Source organism: Actinobaculum suis, from assembly GCF_900102025.1.
GTDB lineage: Bacteria > Actinomycetota > Actinomycetes > Actinomycetales > Actinomycetaceae > Actinobaculum > Actinobaculum suis.
This window is the reverse complement of record NZ_FNAU01000007.1, coordinates 63,072-78,145: the sequence shown is the minus strand read 5'-3', so window position 1 is coordinate 78,145 and position 15,074 is coordinate 63,072. Positions and strand designations below refer to the sequence as shown.

Below are 15,074 nucleotides of genomic sequence, written 5' to 3'. Positions count from 1 at the left end.
CGGTCGGCGTGCCTGGCGCGGTCGGCGTGCTTGGTGTGGCCTACTGCTCGGTGGAGTTGGCGGACCGCACGCCCAACCAGGTATGCCAGCCATTGTGCAAGACCAGCCAGGCCATGAGTCCGTAACCGGCTTGCCGTGGGGTGTAGCCGCCTGAAAGTTCCATATCTGTGTTCCACTGTTCATGATTTTCCAGCGGATGGAAAGTATCCACGTAGCGAAAACCGCGGCGGGTGGTCACATCTGCGTAGGCATCCGAAAGTTCTTCGAGAGCCCAGGGGCGCACGCCCGGGCGCGGAGGCGGGCCGACGACGAACGGCTCGAGCCGCAACCGTGCTGCCGAATCCAATAAGTTGGCCAGATGGAGGCGAGTGCGGGCCAGGGAACTGCTGGCTTCCACATCGTGGGAGCCCAACCCGATCACGAGCCGGCATTCGACTTCCGGGTCCAGGCGGCGCTCTACTTCCTCTTCCCACCTTTGCGCTAGTTCCGCCGTGGTTTCTCCCGGCACGGCAAGGTTAAAACTCATTAGCGGCGGGTCCGTGAGGGTGCGGGCCATTACGCGGCCCGTCCATCCCAGCGCGCGGGCATCACCGTATCCCGCCACGAGTTCATCGCCGACGAAAATTACCCGGACGTTTTTCACGAAACCTCCTTCATTCATCCACTAAGCCTACAGCCTGTGGAGCACTCGGCGGCTTCGGTACTCTCGCTAGCGCGCCCGCGGCACTCTCGCTAGCGCGCCCGTGGCACTCTCGCTGGCGCGCCCGCGGCACTCTCGCTAGCGCGCCCGCGGCACTCTCGCTAGCGCGCCCGCGGCACTCTCGCTAGCGCGCCCGCGGCACTCTCGCTAGCGCGCCCGCGGTGCGCCTAGCATCTTTAGTAGTAAGCGCCCTGCCGGAAGTTCCAGGAATTGAAGCGCCGCACCAGGATCTCCAATACTTCTTCATTGTAGATTCCCTTGCGAATAAAGGTTGGGCACGGTTCCACATTGCGCTTTCCGTGTTGTTCGGGAATGAGTTTGCCTTCCCGATCCACCATGGAAACCATAATGCCTTGCCCCCAGCGGCTTTCTTCCGTGGCTGTGGGCTGGATCGAACGCGGGTATTCATCTGCCGCAATAATCAGATCAGCTTCCGTGGCAATTTCTTCACCGATGCCCTCTACCAGGCCACGGTTGCCCTTACCGGAGGGGTTTGCGGAAGAGGCGAAGAGGATCGTCTTATCCTCCTCCCACAGTTTCGCGGCAATTTGTTCACCCGGCACCCCGAATTTGAGGACGAAGCACGAAGTACCCAAGCCGTCCTGCACCAGATGCTTGGCACCTTCCGGAATGTACTTTTCTGCTTCCGGGCGCCAGGGCAGGATGCAGCCCATCAAAATATCGCGGTCCCAGCATTCCTGGTAAAAACCTTCAATTTCGGGGGTTAGCTGGGCCAGTTCACGCAACTCCTCCATGGAGCCCACCAGCACCACCGCAGGCTTATTGAGCGCGCGATGCTTGACCCGGAATTTCCGTTCCAAACCGGTACGATCCACCGTGCCAATAATGTAACCCACCTTCGTGGGGATAACAGTAATCTTCCCACCTTCGCGGTACAGCGCTATTGCTTCCTCATTGAGCTGGCCATCCCAATGCACCTGTTTTCCCACGTGTCCTTCTTTCTCCAATTTGTGAATATGAGCGGCAGGCTTTTCCAAATACGGCTAGCCGCATTCACGGCTAGCCGCTTTGCGCGCAGGCCGCGCCCGTTACGCTCACCGCGGGCTGGCTCTGTTTTTTTTCGGAGCCACCCACCCGCACGCACCGCTCATGGTAGTGAAGTTAGGGCAGCCTAACCACGAATTTCCACATGCTGAAACCAACACGAAATGGCCAACCAAGGCCCAAGCTAGATCGACTTCAAAACGCATTTTCGCCCGCAATAACAACAAAAACCTCAGGCAAAACCAACACGAAATGGCCAATATGCCTATATGCCGAGACTTCGGCGGTAGGGAACAAAGGCGGCAGGCCCCAAAGACAGCAGAGAACAAAGGCGGTAGGCCCCAAAGACAGCAGAGAACAAAGGCGGTAGGCCCCGAAGACAGCAGGGAACAAAAAGGGCGAGGCCGGTTTCCCGAGCCTTCGCCCTTCCTAATATTTATAGCTTTATTGCTACCCGCACCTTTTTAGGTGTTCGGGCGCTTGCCGTGGTTCGCCTTCTTCTTGCGGCGAGCCCGGCGCATACGACCGCGCTTCGACATCGGCTTCTCCCCCTACTAAAACTTTTGTTATGGCCCAAGCGGCAGATTCGCCGCATATGCACCGGATTAGTGTAGCAACTGAGCGGGCTTCAGTCACCCACAAAGCGCGGCTGTAAGGAATCTCCCGCCCACGAAAAGACCGGCTACAAGTCATTTAGGCGCTTGCCGGGCTCCACAGTTATTCTTGCGCCGCCGGGCTCCACCGCTAATCTCCCGCTCGTGAAAGGACCGGCTGCTACTAGTGCGTCATGTACTAGTGCGTCATGCGGCGGAAAATGGAAATCTGCTGGGTGATGCGCGTGCGCAAAGTAGCGGGAGCAGCAGTGGCACAGGATTTTTTGAGTACCTGGCGCACGTGGTTTTCGGCTTGGGCGCGGTCTTGGCAGTCCTCGCAACCGGCGATATGCCGATCCAAGCGTTCTTCTTGCTCTCGCGGTACCTGATGGTCGAGGTATTCAAACAGGTGGTCCACCAGCTCTTCGCAAGTGCAATCTTCGGCGGCACTGGTGGCGGCCACGTCTCGGGCCTGCACTTCCCAGCGCGCCCAAATTTCTCCGCTACTCACTCTCGTCTTTCCTTCCGTATCCCAACTCGCGCGCATAATCGGCAAGGAGTTCGCGCAACTGTTTGCGCCCGCGATGTAAACGTGACATGACGGTACCGATCGGAGTACCCATAATCTCAGCGATTTCCTGGTAGGAAAAACCTTCAATATCGGCGAGGTATACGGCCATGCGGCGCTCTTCCGAAAGTTGTGACATAGCCTCGCGTACCTCCGCGGGCGGGAGATTATCTAAGGCTTCCGCTTCGGCTGAACGCATACCGCGCGAATCGTGAGATTGGGCGCGATATTCTTGCCAATCTTCAATATCCGAAGCATCGGTCTGCTGCGGCTGGCGCTTCTGTTTCCGATAGTTAGAAATGAAGGTGTTATTGAGGATCCGGTACAACCAGGCTTTTAGGTTCGTGCCCGGTTTGTACTGGTGGAAAGCCGCAAAAGCTTTCGCGTAAGTATCCTGCACCAGATCCTCCGCGTCCGCTGGATTACGGGTAAGCCGCATCGCGGCCCCGTACAGCTGGTCAATAAAGGGCAGGGCGTCCCGCTCGAACCGCGCAGCACGCTGCTGAGCGGTTTCCTCCGGGGCGCTACGTACAAGTTCTTGGCTCATCATCCTCTAGCCTAGCCTGCTCTCTACCGGTATTAGCGGAAACCCCGCGCATTTTCGGGCCGCGCATTTTCTGGTGGGCGTTCCGCATCCGTCAACTTTGGAACGCTTCTTCCGCTCTACTTTCTTCCGACTAGCGATCTTCATCACCTCTCGGGGCGCTTTTAAGGTAGAAATGAGGCATGGGTATTTTCAGAGTAATTGCGCGTCCGCTGCTGGCGGCCCCGTACATTTATGACGGTGTGCGGGCGGCACTGAACCCGCAGCAGTATCGTGAACAAGTTACACGTTGTGAGAATATTGCGGCTACGCTGGGTGTTGAGGTGCAAGGTTCGCATCGTGACCTAGCTGTACGCGTCTTGGGTATTACCCGGGCGGTGGGCGGCGGGTTGCTTGCGGTGGGTAAACACCAGCGGCTTTCCGGGGCGCTTTTGACAGCTACGCAGATCCCGGTAACCGTCAGTTCCTTCGCGGCTGCTTACGAGGTGGCCACGCCCGGCACTGATCCAGCCGCCGCTACTACCCCGGCACAAACTTCCGGCTCGGCAACCACGAGCGGCCCCGCCAGTGGCGGCACCGCGGTGCTAGCGCCGGAAACTCCACGCAAAGAGTTTTTTGCGAATCTGGGCCTTATGGGCGGAGCCCTCTTGGCGGCAATTGACCGTAAGGGCCAACCTTCGCTCGGCTATCGTTATGCGCGGTGGCGCGAACACCGTGCCGAGATTTCCCAAGTAAAACAACAAATGAAAGAAGATGCCCGCAGGCATATTCAGGAGGCTAAGAAAGCTTAATGGCAACACTGTGGACCGCTCCGTACCATCCCACGCCAATTAGTGGCACGGTTGATGTTCCGGCTTCTAAATCTTTGATGGCCAGGTATTTTATCCTCGCCGCTCTGAGTACTGGCCCGGAGCCTTCAGTTATTAAGGCTCCCTTGCGGGCCCGTGATTCCGACCTTATGGCCCAGGCTTTACGCGAACTCGGGGTCACCGTAGATTGGCAGCGCGGTGAAACCGAAGCGGAAGATGTGATCACCATTTCGGGCACACCTCACCGCGGCGCCACGATTGATGCGGGTTTGGCCGGTACGGTAATGCGGTTCATCCCGCCGGTAGCGGCGCTGACCTCCGGCGTCGTCCACCTGGATGGCGACGCCGGCGCCCGCGTACGCCCCATGGACCCGGTAGTGCAGGGCTTGCGGGAACTCGGGGTGCGGATTGAAGCGGCCACGAATGCCCACGGCCAGGCCGTTTTGCCGCTCACGGTGCATGGCGAAGGTAGCGTTGCGGGCGGGGGACTGAACATCGATTCGGGTGCTTCCTCGCAGTTCATTTCCGCGCTTTTATTGGCCGCACCGCGTTTTGAAAAGGGTTTGGATCTGCGTTCTACGGGTGCGACGCCGCCTTCTACCCCGCATCTAAATATGACTTGCCAGGCTTTGCTCGACGCCGGTGCCAAGGTACGCGGATATGCCGCGGACGGTACGGAAGTGCCGGTGGGGCTGGCCGCACGCGATAGTAACCCGGCAAGCCGCTGGGTGGTAGAACCGGGCACCTTGCACCTGGGTGAGGTGACGGTAGAGCCGGATCTTTCAAATGCGGCGCCTTTCTTGGCCGCTGCCATGGTGAGTGGGGGGAGCGTTTCGATCCCCCGCTGGCCGGCTCGTACCACCCAACCGGGTGCCCAGATTGCCGATATCTTTTCGCGTATGGGTGGCCGGGTGGAACGTAGCGGCGAGGTGCTTACTTTGCATGGCCCTTCCGAGATTTTGCCGCTCGACGCCGATTTGCACGACGTCGGTGAGCTTACGCCGACGATTTCTGCCGTGGCCGCTTTTGCTACCGGGCCTTCCCGCCTGCGTAATATTGGCCAGTTGCGCGGCCACGAAACGGACCGCCTGGCGGCAATCACTGCGGAGCTGAACCGGCTCGGGTGTACGGCCAGTATTTCCGGGGACGATATTCTGATTTCTCCGGCGCCCATGCACGCTGCCCAGCTGCAGACCTATGCCGACCATCGGATGGCGACTTTTGCGGCCATTATTGGGCTGGGCGTGGAAGGCGTCGTCGTCGAAGATGTAGAAACTACCGCAAAAACTATGCCGGACTTCCCGCAAATGTGGGAAACGCTCGTGAGGGGCGAGGCTTAGTGCGCGATATTGGCACTGATGATCCGCGCGTGCGGGTACGCCCCGGCAGGCCTTCCCGCCCGCGCACAAAAATCCGGCCCGACTATTCTGACCGTCCGCTCGGCCAGGTGACCGCGGTGGATCGGGGCCGTTACGGCGTCTTGCTGGATGAAGGCACGGAAGTGACCGCGGTAAAAGCGCGGGAGCTGGGCCGCGGCGCCGTAGTGGTGGGCGATCGCGTGCGCCTCACCGGGGATCTTTCCGGGCGGCCCGGTTCGCTGGCACGCATCGTGGTAATCGAACCGCGCACGAGCGAACTAACCCGGTCCACCGAAGAAGGCGGCGGGCGGGAACGGACGATTGTGGCCAATGCGGACCGCATGGCTATCGTCGTGGCCTTAGCAATGCCCGAGCCGCGTTTCGGAATGATTGACCGGTGTTTGGTAGCCGCCGCCTGCGCCGGTATGGAACCGCTTTTGGTGCTAACCAAGGCAGACCTAGCTTCCCCGAAACACGTGGAATCCGTGTACGAGGCACTCGGTCTGCAAGTTTTCGTAACCGCACTACCAGATGTGCATGCGCAAACGGTTTCCGACCAGCCAGGTACAAGCGCGCCAGCTCCCGGAGAAAACGAGGGCGCAGAAACAGCAGTAACCACGGAAAACACTGCGCAAACCGGTACCTCGACGGGCACCGAAGCCAGCGCTACCACGGATCTGGCGAGCGGGCGCGGTTTGGAAGAATTGCGTGCGGAACTGCGCGGGCATAACACGGTATTGGTGGGCCACTCCGGGGTGGGTAAATCTACCCTGCTCAATGCGCTAGTGCCGGAAGCAAACCGCGAAATTGGGAGCGTGAACGAGGTGACCGGGAAGGGCCGGCACACTTCGGTAAGCGCGGTTTCCTTCGCTTTACCGGAAGGCGGGCGGCTGATTGATACGCCCGGAGTGCGTAGTTTTGGGCTCGCGCATGTTTCCGCGGAAGGGCTTTTGCACGGCTATCCCGACTTGGAGGAAGCAACCCTGCAGTGTTTGCGCGGCTGCACACACGCCCCTACCGAACCCGACTGCGGCCTCGATGCTTTTAAGAGCACCAGTAAATTGGCTGCCAAACGCGTGGAATCTTTCCGGCGCCTGCTCGCCCAAGTTCCCAAACCCGAGTGGGAACAGTAGTGTGACCTGCACAAACGCAGCTGCAAGCCCGGTGTGTTCGCCGGGTAATGGGAGGGCAAGCTCGCCAACCACGGGAAGCTGTGCCGAGGCAACGCAAAGGAACCGGGGCGGGGTGGCGCAGCGGGGCCGCCGCGCCGGGGCGGGGCAATTGTGTCGGAGGTGGCGGTTACTCTAAAAGTATGAAGATCTTGCACACCTCCGATTGGCATTTGGGGCGCACGTTACACCGGGCTGATCTCACCCCGGCTTTCGAGCTGTGGGCGCAGCACGTGATAAGTCTGGTGCGCGAACGCGATATTGACGCGGTGCTCATTTCCGGGGACGTTTATGATCGCGCGGTTCCTCCCGTCACCATGGTGAACTTGCTTTCCCGCACGCTCGCCCAGCTTGCGGAGCACACGTGCGTCATCTTGATTTCCGGGAACCATGATTCGGCGCAGCGGCTCGGTTTTACGGCCGAGCTATTGCGGCCGGGCCTACATATTCGCACCGATCCGCGGCAAGCCGGCGAACCGGTAGAAGTACGTTCCGGGAACGAACGTGCCCTGGTTTATCCGATCCCCTATCTTGATCCCGACGTCGAACGGCACCGCCTTGCCTACGTCCGTCCGGAAGCAGAATCCCGCGCCGATGCGGAAAACGAAACTCCCGAACCGCTCGCCCGTTCACACGAAGCAGTAATGCGAGCCGCTTTGGAACTCGTGCGGCGTAGCATCGCACGCGAAGAACAGCAAAGTGCTGCACCGGCGCGAATTGTGATGGCCCACGAGTTTGTGACCGGCGCTTCTCCTTCTGATTCCGAGCGTGATATTTCGGTGGGCGGGGTTGGCGAGATTCCGGCCGCGCTTTTCACTTTGGGAGCCACGGAAGGCCCCGGGCCCGTGGATTATGTGGCACTTGGCCATTTGCACTCGCCCCAACAGGTAGCCAAAAATCAGCCGGTTCCGCCCATGCGCTATTCGGGTTCACCCATTGCTTTTTCATTCTCCGAAAGCGCACCAAAAAGCTCAGTTTTGTTGACCTTCACCTGGCCCGATACAAATGCTGGGGCGGATGCTGCTGCGGATACTGATACGGATACTGATACGGATACTGATACGGATGCGAATATGGTGCGCGGCGGGCGCCGCCCGCATTTGGAAGTCGAGCTGATTCCGGCGCCGGTGTGGCGGCCGATCGTTACGATTCAGGATAGTTTTGAAAACATTTTGGGCGATGCTTACCGGGCGGATCGGGATAAATTCGCGCGCATTGAAGTTACCGATGATTCCCGCCCGGCAGAAATGAATGCGCGGATTTTGCAGGCGTTCCCGCACGCCCTGGAAGTACAACACCGGCGCCAAGAAACCGCAGCAGTACCGGTGAACACGGACGTGAAGCGGGAAGACCCCCTGAAAGTTCTCGAAGATTTTATGGTTAGTTCCGGGGGCCGCGAACTCAATAATGCGGAACAAAAAATTCTCCGCCAAGCCGTGGAAGCTACCCGAAAGAAGGCCGAATAATGCAACTACGCAGACTAGAGTTACAGGCAATCGGTCCCTTTTCAGGCACAGAGTTCATCGATTTTGATGCCCTCGGCCAGGCCGGGCTGTTCTTACTGGAAGGACCTACCGGTTCAGGTAAATCGACGATTATTGATGCCATCGTTTTCGCCCTGTATGGCAGCGTAGCCGGCGGGGCAGATTCCACTAATGAGCGGCTCCGCTCGCACCACGTGGGCAACAACGTGGAATCCTACGTGGATTTGGTGTTCAGTCTCGAATCGGGAACCTACCGGGTGCGCCGCACCCCGCAATTCTTAAAAGAAGGCAATAAGACGCCCACGGCTGCCACTGCCAAACTCTGGCGACTATCCGAAACCGCACTCGACCTAAACGAACTTGAATCCGCACAAGTTTTGGCCACGCGCGCCCGGGAAACCGGAATTGAAATCACCCGGTTGATCGGCCTCAACCGCGACCAATTCGTGCAAACCATTGTGTTACCACAAGGCAAATTTGCGGATTTCTTACGCCTGGATTCAGCTTCTCGTACCGCGCTCTTGTCCAAAATTTTCGACATGTCAAGCTTTGGGCAAATCGCAGACTGGTTGCGAGAAAATGCGCGAGAAAGCCAAAAACGGGTAGCCCAAGCCCAACAAGAATTCGCGCGGGCAGCTTCAAATACTGCCACCGCGCTGGGCTTGGAAACTACGGCCCGGCAAGAACTAAGCGAAACCGCTACCGGCGTCGTACTCCCCGAAGAAGCTAAAACGGTTCTGGCAGAACTCGAAACCTATACCAAGAGTGCGCAGGAAACTGCGGATGCTACCGCACAAGCCGCCACCCAGGCAGAACAAGTTGCGGCCGCCGCCACGGCAAAACAAAGAGAGGCAGAAACCCTCGCCGAACTTTTAGGCCGGCGCGAACAACTACTCACCCGGAAAGCAGAACTTGCCGCCACATCCCCGCGCATGGCAGAACTGAGCGAGCAGATCACGCAAGCACGCAAAGCCAACCGTTTGGCTACCGCCGCCCAAGCGGCTCGCACCTGGCAAGAAAACCTCGAAACGGCACAGCAAGAATTTCGCAAACACAAACTCCCCACCGGATTCGATCTTGCCACGGCACTAGCGCAAACAGACACGGCGCCCACGCAAACAAGTACAGCGCCCACGCAAACAGGCACAGCGCCCACGCAAACAGACACGGCCGCGGTGGCTACCGGTCCAGAAAACCCTGCAACCGGCGCGCCTACCAGCACAAACGGCACTGCGCCGAGCGCCGCTGCCCCCACCCCGGCTCCTACCCCGCCGTTTTACGACCCGGAGCAGGCCCTAGCACACCGCGCCCAAGCACTTGCCGCGGGCGAAAAACGCCTCCGGGAACTAGATGAACTTTCGGGACATTTGCGCGAATTAGCTGCCACCGAAGCTAGCCTGCAAGATTCTGTAGCCGCCCAGAAACGTGACGAAGAGTCCTTGCAAGCCTTGCAAACCCGGGCCGCCGCCCTGGCAGCTAAAGCACAGCAACATGAAACCGAACTAGCGGCCACCACGGAAGAAAAACACGCCCAAGAAACCGCGGCCAGCGCCGAACCGGAATTGGCAACGCGGGTTGATAAAGCCATGCGGGAACACAAGCTGGCAACCGAAACCGCCGAGCTCACAAAACTTTTGCAAAACCAGGAAGCCCAACTTGCGGACTGCGTGCAGGCCAGTGCGGCGGCCGATAAACATTCCCAGGAAGTTTCCCAACGGTGGCGCGATTCGATCGCGGGCGAACTCGCTACCCAATTAGTGGTTGGGGAACCCTGCCAAGTATGTGGTTCGGTAGAACATCCGCATCCGGCTAGCCCCAGCCCGCAAGGAGCAACGCGGGCAGAAGCAGACGCCGCGGCGCAGGTAGCCACCCAGGCCCGTGCCGAATTAGCGAAAGCGGAGGCCGCCCAACAAAACACGCGCGCCCGGATCACCGAAAAACAAGCAGAAATTGGTGAGCTAACACCCGCCACAGCCGCCGCCACTTTGCAGGCCGCACAAGAGGCTTTAGCTACGGCACGCCAGGCTCGGCAAACCGCGCAAACCCTGGCCACAAAAATTACTACGTTACAAGCAAACATTGCGGACCTACAAACAGAGACGCAAAGCCTTGCCGCGCAAAGCTCACAACTACAAGGTGCGATGGAAAACCGGGAACTTAGCATTGCCGCGGCGCGCCAAAAAATAGGGGGACAACTGGCCGGTTACGAAAGTATTCACGCCCGGCAAGAAGCAACCACGCAAGTGCGAAACTCCCAAAAAACCTGGAATCAGGCTTTGCAAACCGTGGCCGATACTGCCCACACCTCACAGCAACGGGAAGCAGAACTCGCAGCCGAGCTCGCCGCCTCGCCCTTTGCGAGCGGTACAGAAGTCCTGAAACACGCCTTAGAAGAAACCGAACTAGCCAAACTAGAAACCGAACTAGAAAACTATCGGGTAGAAACCAGCGAAGTAACTAAAGCGCTCGCGAGCCCCGAAATCGCGCAACTAGCCGGCCAGGAAGCACCGGATTTGGCGGAAATTCGCCAAGCCACACAGACTGCCGAGGCGGCCTTACGGCAAGCCCGCGCCCAAGCGACTTCTGCCGCCAATACGCATAAGCAAGGCAGTGCGGAGTATGCGCGCACGCAAGCACAATACGACGCATGGTTGAGCGCGCGAGGGGATGCGGCCCCCATGTTGCGGCTAGCCGGGATTGCGAATGCTGGCACCGAATCTTTGACGCGGATTCCTTTGGAAACTTATGCGGTGCAACGGCGTTTCGAACAGATCGTGGCGGTAGCCAACGAGCGCTTACTAAATATCTCCTTGGGCCGCTACGAACTAGTGCGGACCGACGAAAAAGAGCGCGGCACCCATCAGGTGAAAACCGGGCTCGGATTAGAAGTGATCGACCATTCGGCTACCGGGGATGTGGTGCGGTCTACCCGTACGCTTTCCGGCGGGGAAACCTTCTATGTTTCGATTTCTCTCGCCCTCGGGCTAGCCGATGTGGTGCGTGCCGAAAACGGCGGGATTCACCTCGACACCCTATTGATCGACGAAGGCTTCGGCTCACTTTCGGAAGATGCACTAGACCAAGTGATGGCTGTGCTCAATAACCTTACCGACGGTGGCCGGGCCGTGGGAGTGGTGAGCCATGTTTCCGAAATGCGTAGCATGATCCAAAATCGGCTCACCGTCCTCCCCCGCGAAGACGGCAGCTCCACCCTCAAGGTATATGCGTAACCGCTTGCGGGCCCTGCCGGCAACTATATGCGTTGCTCGCGCCTACACGCCCTGCTCCGGCGTTTACCGTTCAGGGTAAGCCCTCCAGCTCGTGCAGGCACGGCTATGTGAACGCCGCGTTTAAGCAAGAACTTGCGCGGCGGCCTCATAATTCGGTTCCGTCTTGATCTCCGGCACTTGCTCGGTGTAAATCACCGTGCCATCGGTATCAACAATCACCACGGAACGCGACAGCAAACCCGCTAGAGCGCCGTCAACCATCCGCACCCCGTACGTTTCCCCAAAATCGGACCGGAAAGCAGAAGCCGTCACCACGTTCTGAATCCCTTCCGCACCGCAAAAACGGCCAAGCGCGAACGGCAAATCCATGGAAACACAAATCACCGCCGTGTTCGCAAACTGTTCAGCCAGCTTATTGAACGTCCGCACCGAAGTAGCGCAAATACCCGTATCCAAAGACGGGAAAATATTGAGAACCACGCGCTGGCCCGCAAAATCCGCCAAACGCACATCCTCCAAATCTGCATTCACCACCGTGAAAGCAGGAGCTTTTGTACCCACCGCGGGCAAATCGCCAGCAGTTTCTACCGGAACACCTTCTAGTTGAATTTTTGCCATAGTTCCAGTGTACGGCTCCCCTTACCGCAAAGACGTGACGCCAACGACGTCGCTTATGTACAGACGTGCGAACTGTTTTGCACTAAATGCTAAGGGCCCGATAGTTGCGCGGTAGCTAGTAGTTACGCTGCGGCCAAACGGCATCCAGTTGCGCTGTAGCTAGGCGGTCCCCAGGTGCGCGCGGCCAAGCGGTACCGAAGCACGCAGCAGCTAAGCCTTACCAGTTTTTCTTAGGCGCGGAATGCCGCCCCAAGTTCCACGGCCACATCGAGCCTCTCCGATACGTCGTACCAGAGAAGGTCTGCTGCGGCGAGCCGCGCGAACGCTGCATCGCCCGCATCGGGAGCATTATCTGCTTCCACCACGAGCTGCACGTCTTTCTCTGCTTCCCAGGAATCAACATGGAAAGCTGCCACCTGCTCCCAGCTGAGCGCTACCGGCATCGCGAGCGCGGAAGGTAATTGCGCCGCTGCGGTATCTGCGGGCAAGAACAGCGCCGCCGCCTCGGCCGCATCCACGGGCACCAATTCCGTATCTTTTACATCCGCGGCAATCACCACGCGGCGATACCGCGGGCTTTCCTGGCCGGGAATCACGAGCCGGCCTGCCAGCGTTGCCGCGATCCGGTCCAGAGAATCGTCGGCGGCCGCGTTGAAAGCAATGGCTTCCAAATAGTCACGGTCATCGTCTGCCACTTCCTGGGCGAGCGCGGGCGTTGCCGCGTGCACGATGCGCGCAGAAATCGTCAGAGACCCAAGATCAGCGGTGGTCGCCGGAATATAGATTCGCATAGCCCCTAGTCTAGGGCCGCGCGCCCCAAGCTCCGCCTTCCTGCGTGTTCCTACCGTGCCGTTTGTGCATTCGGCGCCTTTTCACGTGGCGCCGGTTCTTTCACGGATCTCGTTTATTGTGCATTCTTGTGCCCGGTTTCCTTTTCTAGGCTGGCCATAATTGTTTTCGCGAGCCGCCGGATGTCACCGGTCACGGGCGCACGCGGATACAGCACCGGCACGGGCAACCCTTGCGTTTCAGCTTCCCGGAACCGCGCCCCATCGCGCCGCACCCACCCCACCTCGGGCATGTCATATTTTTCGAGCAGAGTGCGAATCTCCCGCTTCTCTTTTTCCGCCACGTGCGTTACCACGGGATAAAAATCCAGTCCATGATCGCGGGCAATCTGGGCCTGCGCGATCATCCGGCGTATTCCCACTGGCCCGGCCTTTCCCACCAAAATCCGCATATCCGCCGCTTCCAGAAGAGTCCTGGTTGCGGCTTCGTGTTCGGGTACGACGTCGTACTCCGAAGGCGGTTCCAAACCCGCCGCACAATCGGCGATCAGTAAACGGCTGTAGTTGCGCAGTTCCTCCCATAAGCGTTCTAATACGGCTTCGGGCAGTTCCCGCCAGCGCGCACCCGTGTTCAACCCGGATAGGAAACGAAACCCGGGACGGAGGCGGACCAGGTTTTTATCCACCTGCCCGGTTATCCCTTCCCCAGTTTCTATTTTTCGCGCCAAAGCGACGATCGCGGAAGTTTCCTGGCCGGTGTGGAGTAATTGCGCGAGGGAAGGGTTGCAGGTATCGGCGTCGATCACGATCGGATCGCGGCTGGCACTGGCCGCGCCAAGATCGCGCGTCAAACAAGACCTGCCCGGCGCGCCGCCCGTTCCCCAGATTGCGCATAAAACCCCGCGCCTTCCTGAGTTTTGACCATTTTCGGTATCTGCCGTGCCAGGTGTGTGAGTAGCGGCAGTGTTTTCAGCTAGCTGCCGATGGTTTTCGAGTGCAACCTGGACGGTGCTAATACAGGAAATGATTTCTGCGGCGTGCGGGGAGGCCACCGCATCGGCCCCAATATTTGCCGAAACTCCTACACCCACCACGCGCACTCCCGCTTGGTGCAGCGCGGCCACAAAACTTAAATCGAGCTCATCGGCAACTGCAACGTCACCAATCCCAGCTTGGGCGGCGGCCAAAAGTTCGGCCGGGTCAGAACACCGGCGCGCCACATGCCAGCTGGTCTGTTCGCAGGCTTGCAAAGTAGCGATCTCCAACTCCCCGCGAAGCAAAAGCAAAATCTGCATTTATTCCTCTCGATTTTCGGCGCCGACTAGGGCCTCGTTAGGTCCTGCGGCACCCGCAGTATCGTCAGCACCGGCTGCCTCGTTGGTACCCGCGGCGTCGTCAGCACCCGCGGCGTCGTCGGCACCGGCAGCCTCGTTGGCACCCGCGGCGTCAGCATTCCTTGGCTCACTATCTACCGCGTCCTTCGGCATGCTTACCGGCTCGCCTTGCGGGGAAAGGATCACGAAGTTCGCGCCGGTGTTTAATGCCCGCAAAACCGGAGGTATATCTGCGAGCGGGATATATACCTCTACTTCTGGGGCGGCCTGCATGGACGCTTCCCGCACCGCCACCAAGCGAGCATCGCGGCACACCAAACGCGGCTCGGCTACCGCCTCCCCGAAGTTATTGCCAGGGCCGGTATTGGTAACGCCAGGCGGCCGCATCTGCCATATTTCGATTCGATCCCCGGGCGCGATCACCCCGGCCGGCGAAATTGCGAGCGGTAAAACTACATGCGCGGCCCGCGGCACTTCCTCCAAAGCACTTTGCGGTACCAACTCGCCGGCAGCAATCGGTATCCCAATCGTGCCCGCACCGGCAGTTTGCAGGTAAGCGCCCGCCACTTGTGGACTTATTTCCACAGCTTCCAAAGGTGCTTTTGCCACTGGCGTGCCCGGAAGCACCGCTGCCGTTGCCCGGTACACGCGCACCGTTTGCGGGCCGGATAGTACGTAGCCGCCAATAATTGCGCAGGCCAAAATCAAGACGATGCCCGCGGCCAAACGCGGGTCTTTCAGCCTTTGTAGGCGTGGACGCATCAGGCTTCCTTCCTTGTGTTTACGCTGCATCTCGGTACTGCTATATAACTGCTTCGGACCTGGCCGTTTTGTGGTTTTGAGGCGCTTTGCCGTCTTTAGAGCTCACTTCGTG

General features: G+C 59.2%; 14 protein-coding genes. 5 read left to right on the top strand and 9 right to left on the bottom strand.

Annotated features, from left to right (window positions below; genetic code table 11):
* Positions 1-40 precede the first annotated feature (40 nt).
* The 5 genes from BLT47_RS05025 to BLT47_RS05010 all read right to left on the bottom strand — a co-directional run bounded on the left by BLT47_RS05025 (position 41) and on the right by BLT47_RS05010 (position 3,413).
* Positions 41-643 (bottom strand): GDSL-type esterase/lipase family protein, encoded by a 603-nt coding sequence (locus BLT47_RS05025; RefSeq protein WP_083330080.1) that lies wholly within the window; start codon positions 641-643, stop codon positions 41-43.
* A gap of 233 nt (positions 644-876) precedes the next feature.
* Complete coding sequence (locus tag BLT47_RS05020; protein WP_074662386.1) at positions 877-1,650, bottom strand: L-threonylcarbamoyladenylate synthase; 774 nt, start codon at positions 1,648-1,650, stop codon at positions 877-879.
* Between the two features lie 519 nt (positions 1,651-2,169).
* Complete coding sequence (locus BLT47_RS09710; RefSeq protein WP_407706097.1) at positions 2,170-2,244, bottom strand: 50S ribosomal protein bL37; 75 nt, start codon at positions 2,242-2,244, stop codon at positions 2,170-2,172.
* Positions 2,245-2,497: 253 nt separating this feature from the next.
* The gene (gene rsrA, locus BLT47_RS05015; protein ID WP_049619985.1) at positions 2,498-2,809 is read right to left on the bottom strand and encodes a mycothiol system anti-sigma-R factor; all 312 of its coding nucleotides are present in this window, start codon (positions 2,807-2,809) and stop codon (positions 2,498-2,500) included.
* Positions 2,802-3,413, bottom strand: coding sequence for a sigma-70 family RNA polymerase sigma factor (locus BLT47_RS05010; RefSeq protein WP_082160123.1), 612 nt, complete (start codon positions 3,411-3,413; stop codon positions 2,802-2,804). Before BLT47_RS05010 ends, rsrA begins: the two co-directional genes overlap by 8 nt.
* A gap of 179 nt (positions 3,414-3,592) precedes the next feature.
* Between BLT47_RS05010 and BLT47_RS05005 the strand changes: the two genes are divergently transcribed.
* The 5 genes from BLT47_RS05005 (at position 3,593) to BLT47_RS04985 (ending at position 11,460) form a co-directional block, all read left to right on the top strand.
* Positions 3,593-4,201, top strand: coding sequence for a DoxX family membrane protein (locus BLT47_RS05005; RefSeq protein WP_074662382.1), 609 nt, complete (start codon positions 3,593-3,595; stop codon positions 4,199-4,201).
* Positions 4,201-5,559 (top strand): 3-phosphoshikimate 1-carboxyvinyltransferase, encoded by a 1,359-nt coding sequence (gene aroA, locus BLT47_RS05000; RefSeq protein ID WP_065414979.1) that lies wholly within the window; start codon positions 4,201-4,203, stop codon positions 5,557-5,559. The genes BLT47_RS05005 and aroA overlap by 1 nt, the downstream gene beginning before the upstream one ends.
* Positions 5,559-6,710 (top strand): ribosome small subunit-dependent GTPase A, encoded by a 1,152-nt coding sequence (rsgA, locus tag BLT47_RS04995; protein WP_074662378.1) that lies wholly within the window; start codon positions 5,559-5,561, stop codon positions 6,708-6,710. Before aroA ends, rsgA begins: the two co-directional genes overlap by 1 nt.
* Before the next feature lie 179 nt (positions 6,711-6,889).
* Positions 6,890-8,212: an exonuclease SbcCD subunit D gene (locus BLT47_RS04990; RefSeq protein ID WP_074662375.1), complete on the top strand. Its 1,323-nt coding sequence runs from the start codon at positions 6,890-6,892 to the stop codon at positions 8,210-8,212.
* Entirely contained in the window at positions 8,212-11,460 is a 3,249-nt protein-coding gene (locus BLT47_RS04985) for an AAA family ATPase (protein ID WP_074662372.1), read from the top strand. The genes BLT47_RS04990 and BLT47_RS04985 overlap by 1 nt, the downstream gene beginning before the upstream one ends.
* Positions 11,461-11,580: 120 nt before the next feature.
* Here the strand turns inward: BLT47_RS04985 and tpx are convergent, their stop codons facing one another.
* From tpx to BLT47_RS04965, 4 genes are all read right to left on the bottom strand, one after another.
* Complete coding sequence (tpx, locus tag BLT47_RS04980; protein WP_074662368.1) at positions 11,581-12,078, bottom strand: thiol peroxidase; 498 nt, start codon at positions 12,076-12,078, stop codon at positions 11,581-11,583.
* A gap of 230 nt (positions 12,079-12,308) precedes the next feature.
* Positions 12,309-12,869, bottom strand: coding sequence for a DUF6912 family protein (locus tag BLT47_RS04975; RefSeq protein WP_074662364.1), 561 nt, complete (start codon positions 12,867-12,869; stop codon positions 12,309-12,311).
* A 113-nt stretch (positions 12,870-12,982) separates the two neighbouring features.
* Positions 12,983-14,161: a MinD/ParA family ATP-binding protein gene (locus BLT47_RS04970; RefSeq protein WP_049619976.1), complete on the bottom strand. Its 1,179-nt coding sequence runs from the start codon at positions 14,159-14,161 to the stop codon at positions 12,983-12,985.
* Positions 14,162-14,962 (bottom strand): hypothetical protein, encoded by an 801-nt coding sequence (locus BLT47_RS04965; RefSeq protein WP_074662359.1) that lies wholly within the window; start codon positions 14,960-14,962, stop codon positions 14,162-14,164.
* Between the last annotated feature and the right edge of the window lie 112 nt (positions 14,963-15,074).

Coding starts and splice junctions, on each gene's coding strand:
- BLT47_RS05010 (WP_082160123.1), bottom strand. CDS start 3,413: ATGAGCCAAGAACTTGTACGTAGCGCCCCGGAGGAAACCGCTCAGCAG.
- BLT47_RS05005 (WP_074662382.1), top strand. CDS start 3,593: ATGGGTATTTTCAGAGTAATTGCGCGTCCGCTGCTGGCGGCCCCGTAC.
- aroA (WP_065414979.1), top strand. CDS start 4,201: ATGGCAACACTGTGGACCGCTCCGTACCATCCCACGCCAATTAGTGGC.
- BLT47_RS04990 (WP_074662375.1), top strand. CDS start 6,890: ATGAAGATCTTGCACACCTCCGATTGGCATTTGGGGCGCACGTTACAC.
- BLT47_RS04985 (WP_074662372.1), top strand. CDS start 8,212: ATGCAACTACGCAGACTAGAGTTACAGGCAATCGGTCCCTTTTCAGGC.
- tpx (WP_074662368.1), bottom strand. CDS start 12,078: ATGGCAAAAATTCAACTAGAAGGTGTTCCGGTAGAAACTGCTGGCGAT.
- BLT47_RS04975 (WP_074662364.1), bottom strand. CDS start 12,869: ATGCGAATCTATATTCCGGCGACCACCGCTGATCTTGGGTCTCTGACG.
- BLT47_RS04970 (WP_049619976.1), bottom strand. CDS start 14,161: ATGCAGATTTTGCTTTTGCTTCGCGGGGAGTTGGAGATCGCTACTTTG.
- BLT47_RS04965 (WP_074662359.1), bottom strand. CDS start 14,962: ATGCGTCCACGCCTACAAAGGCTGAAAGACCCGCGTTTGGCCGCGGGC.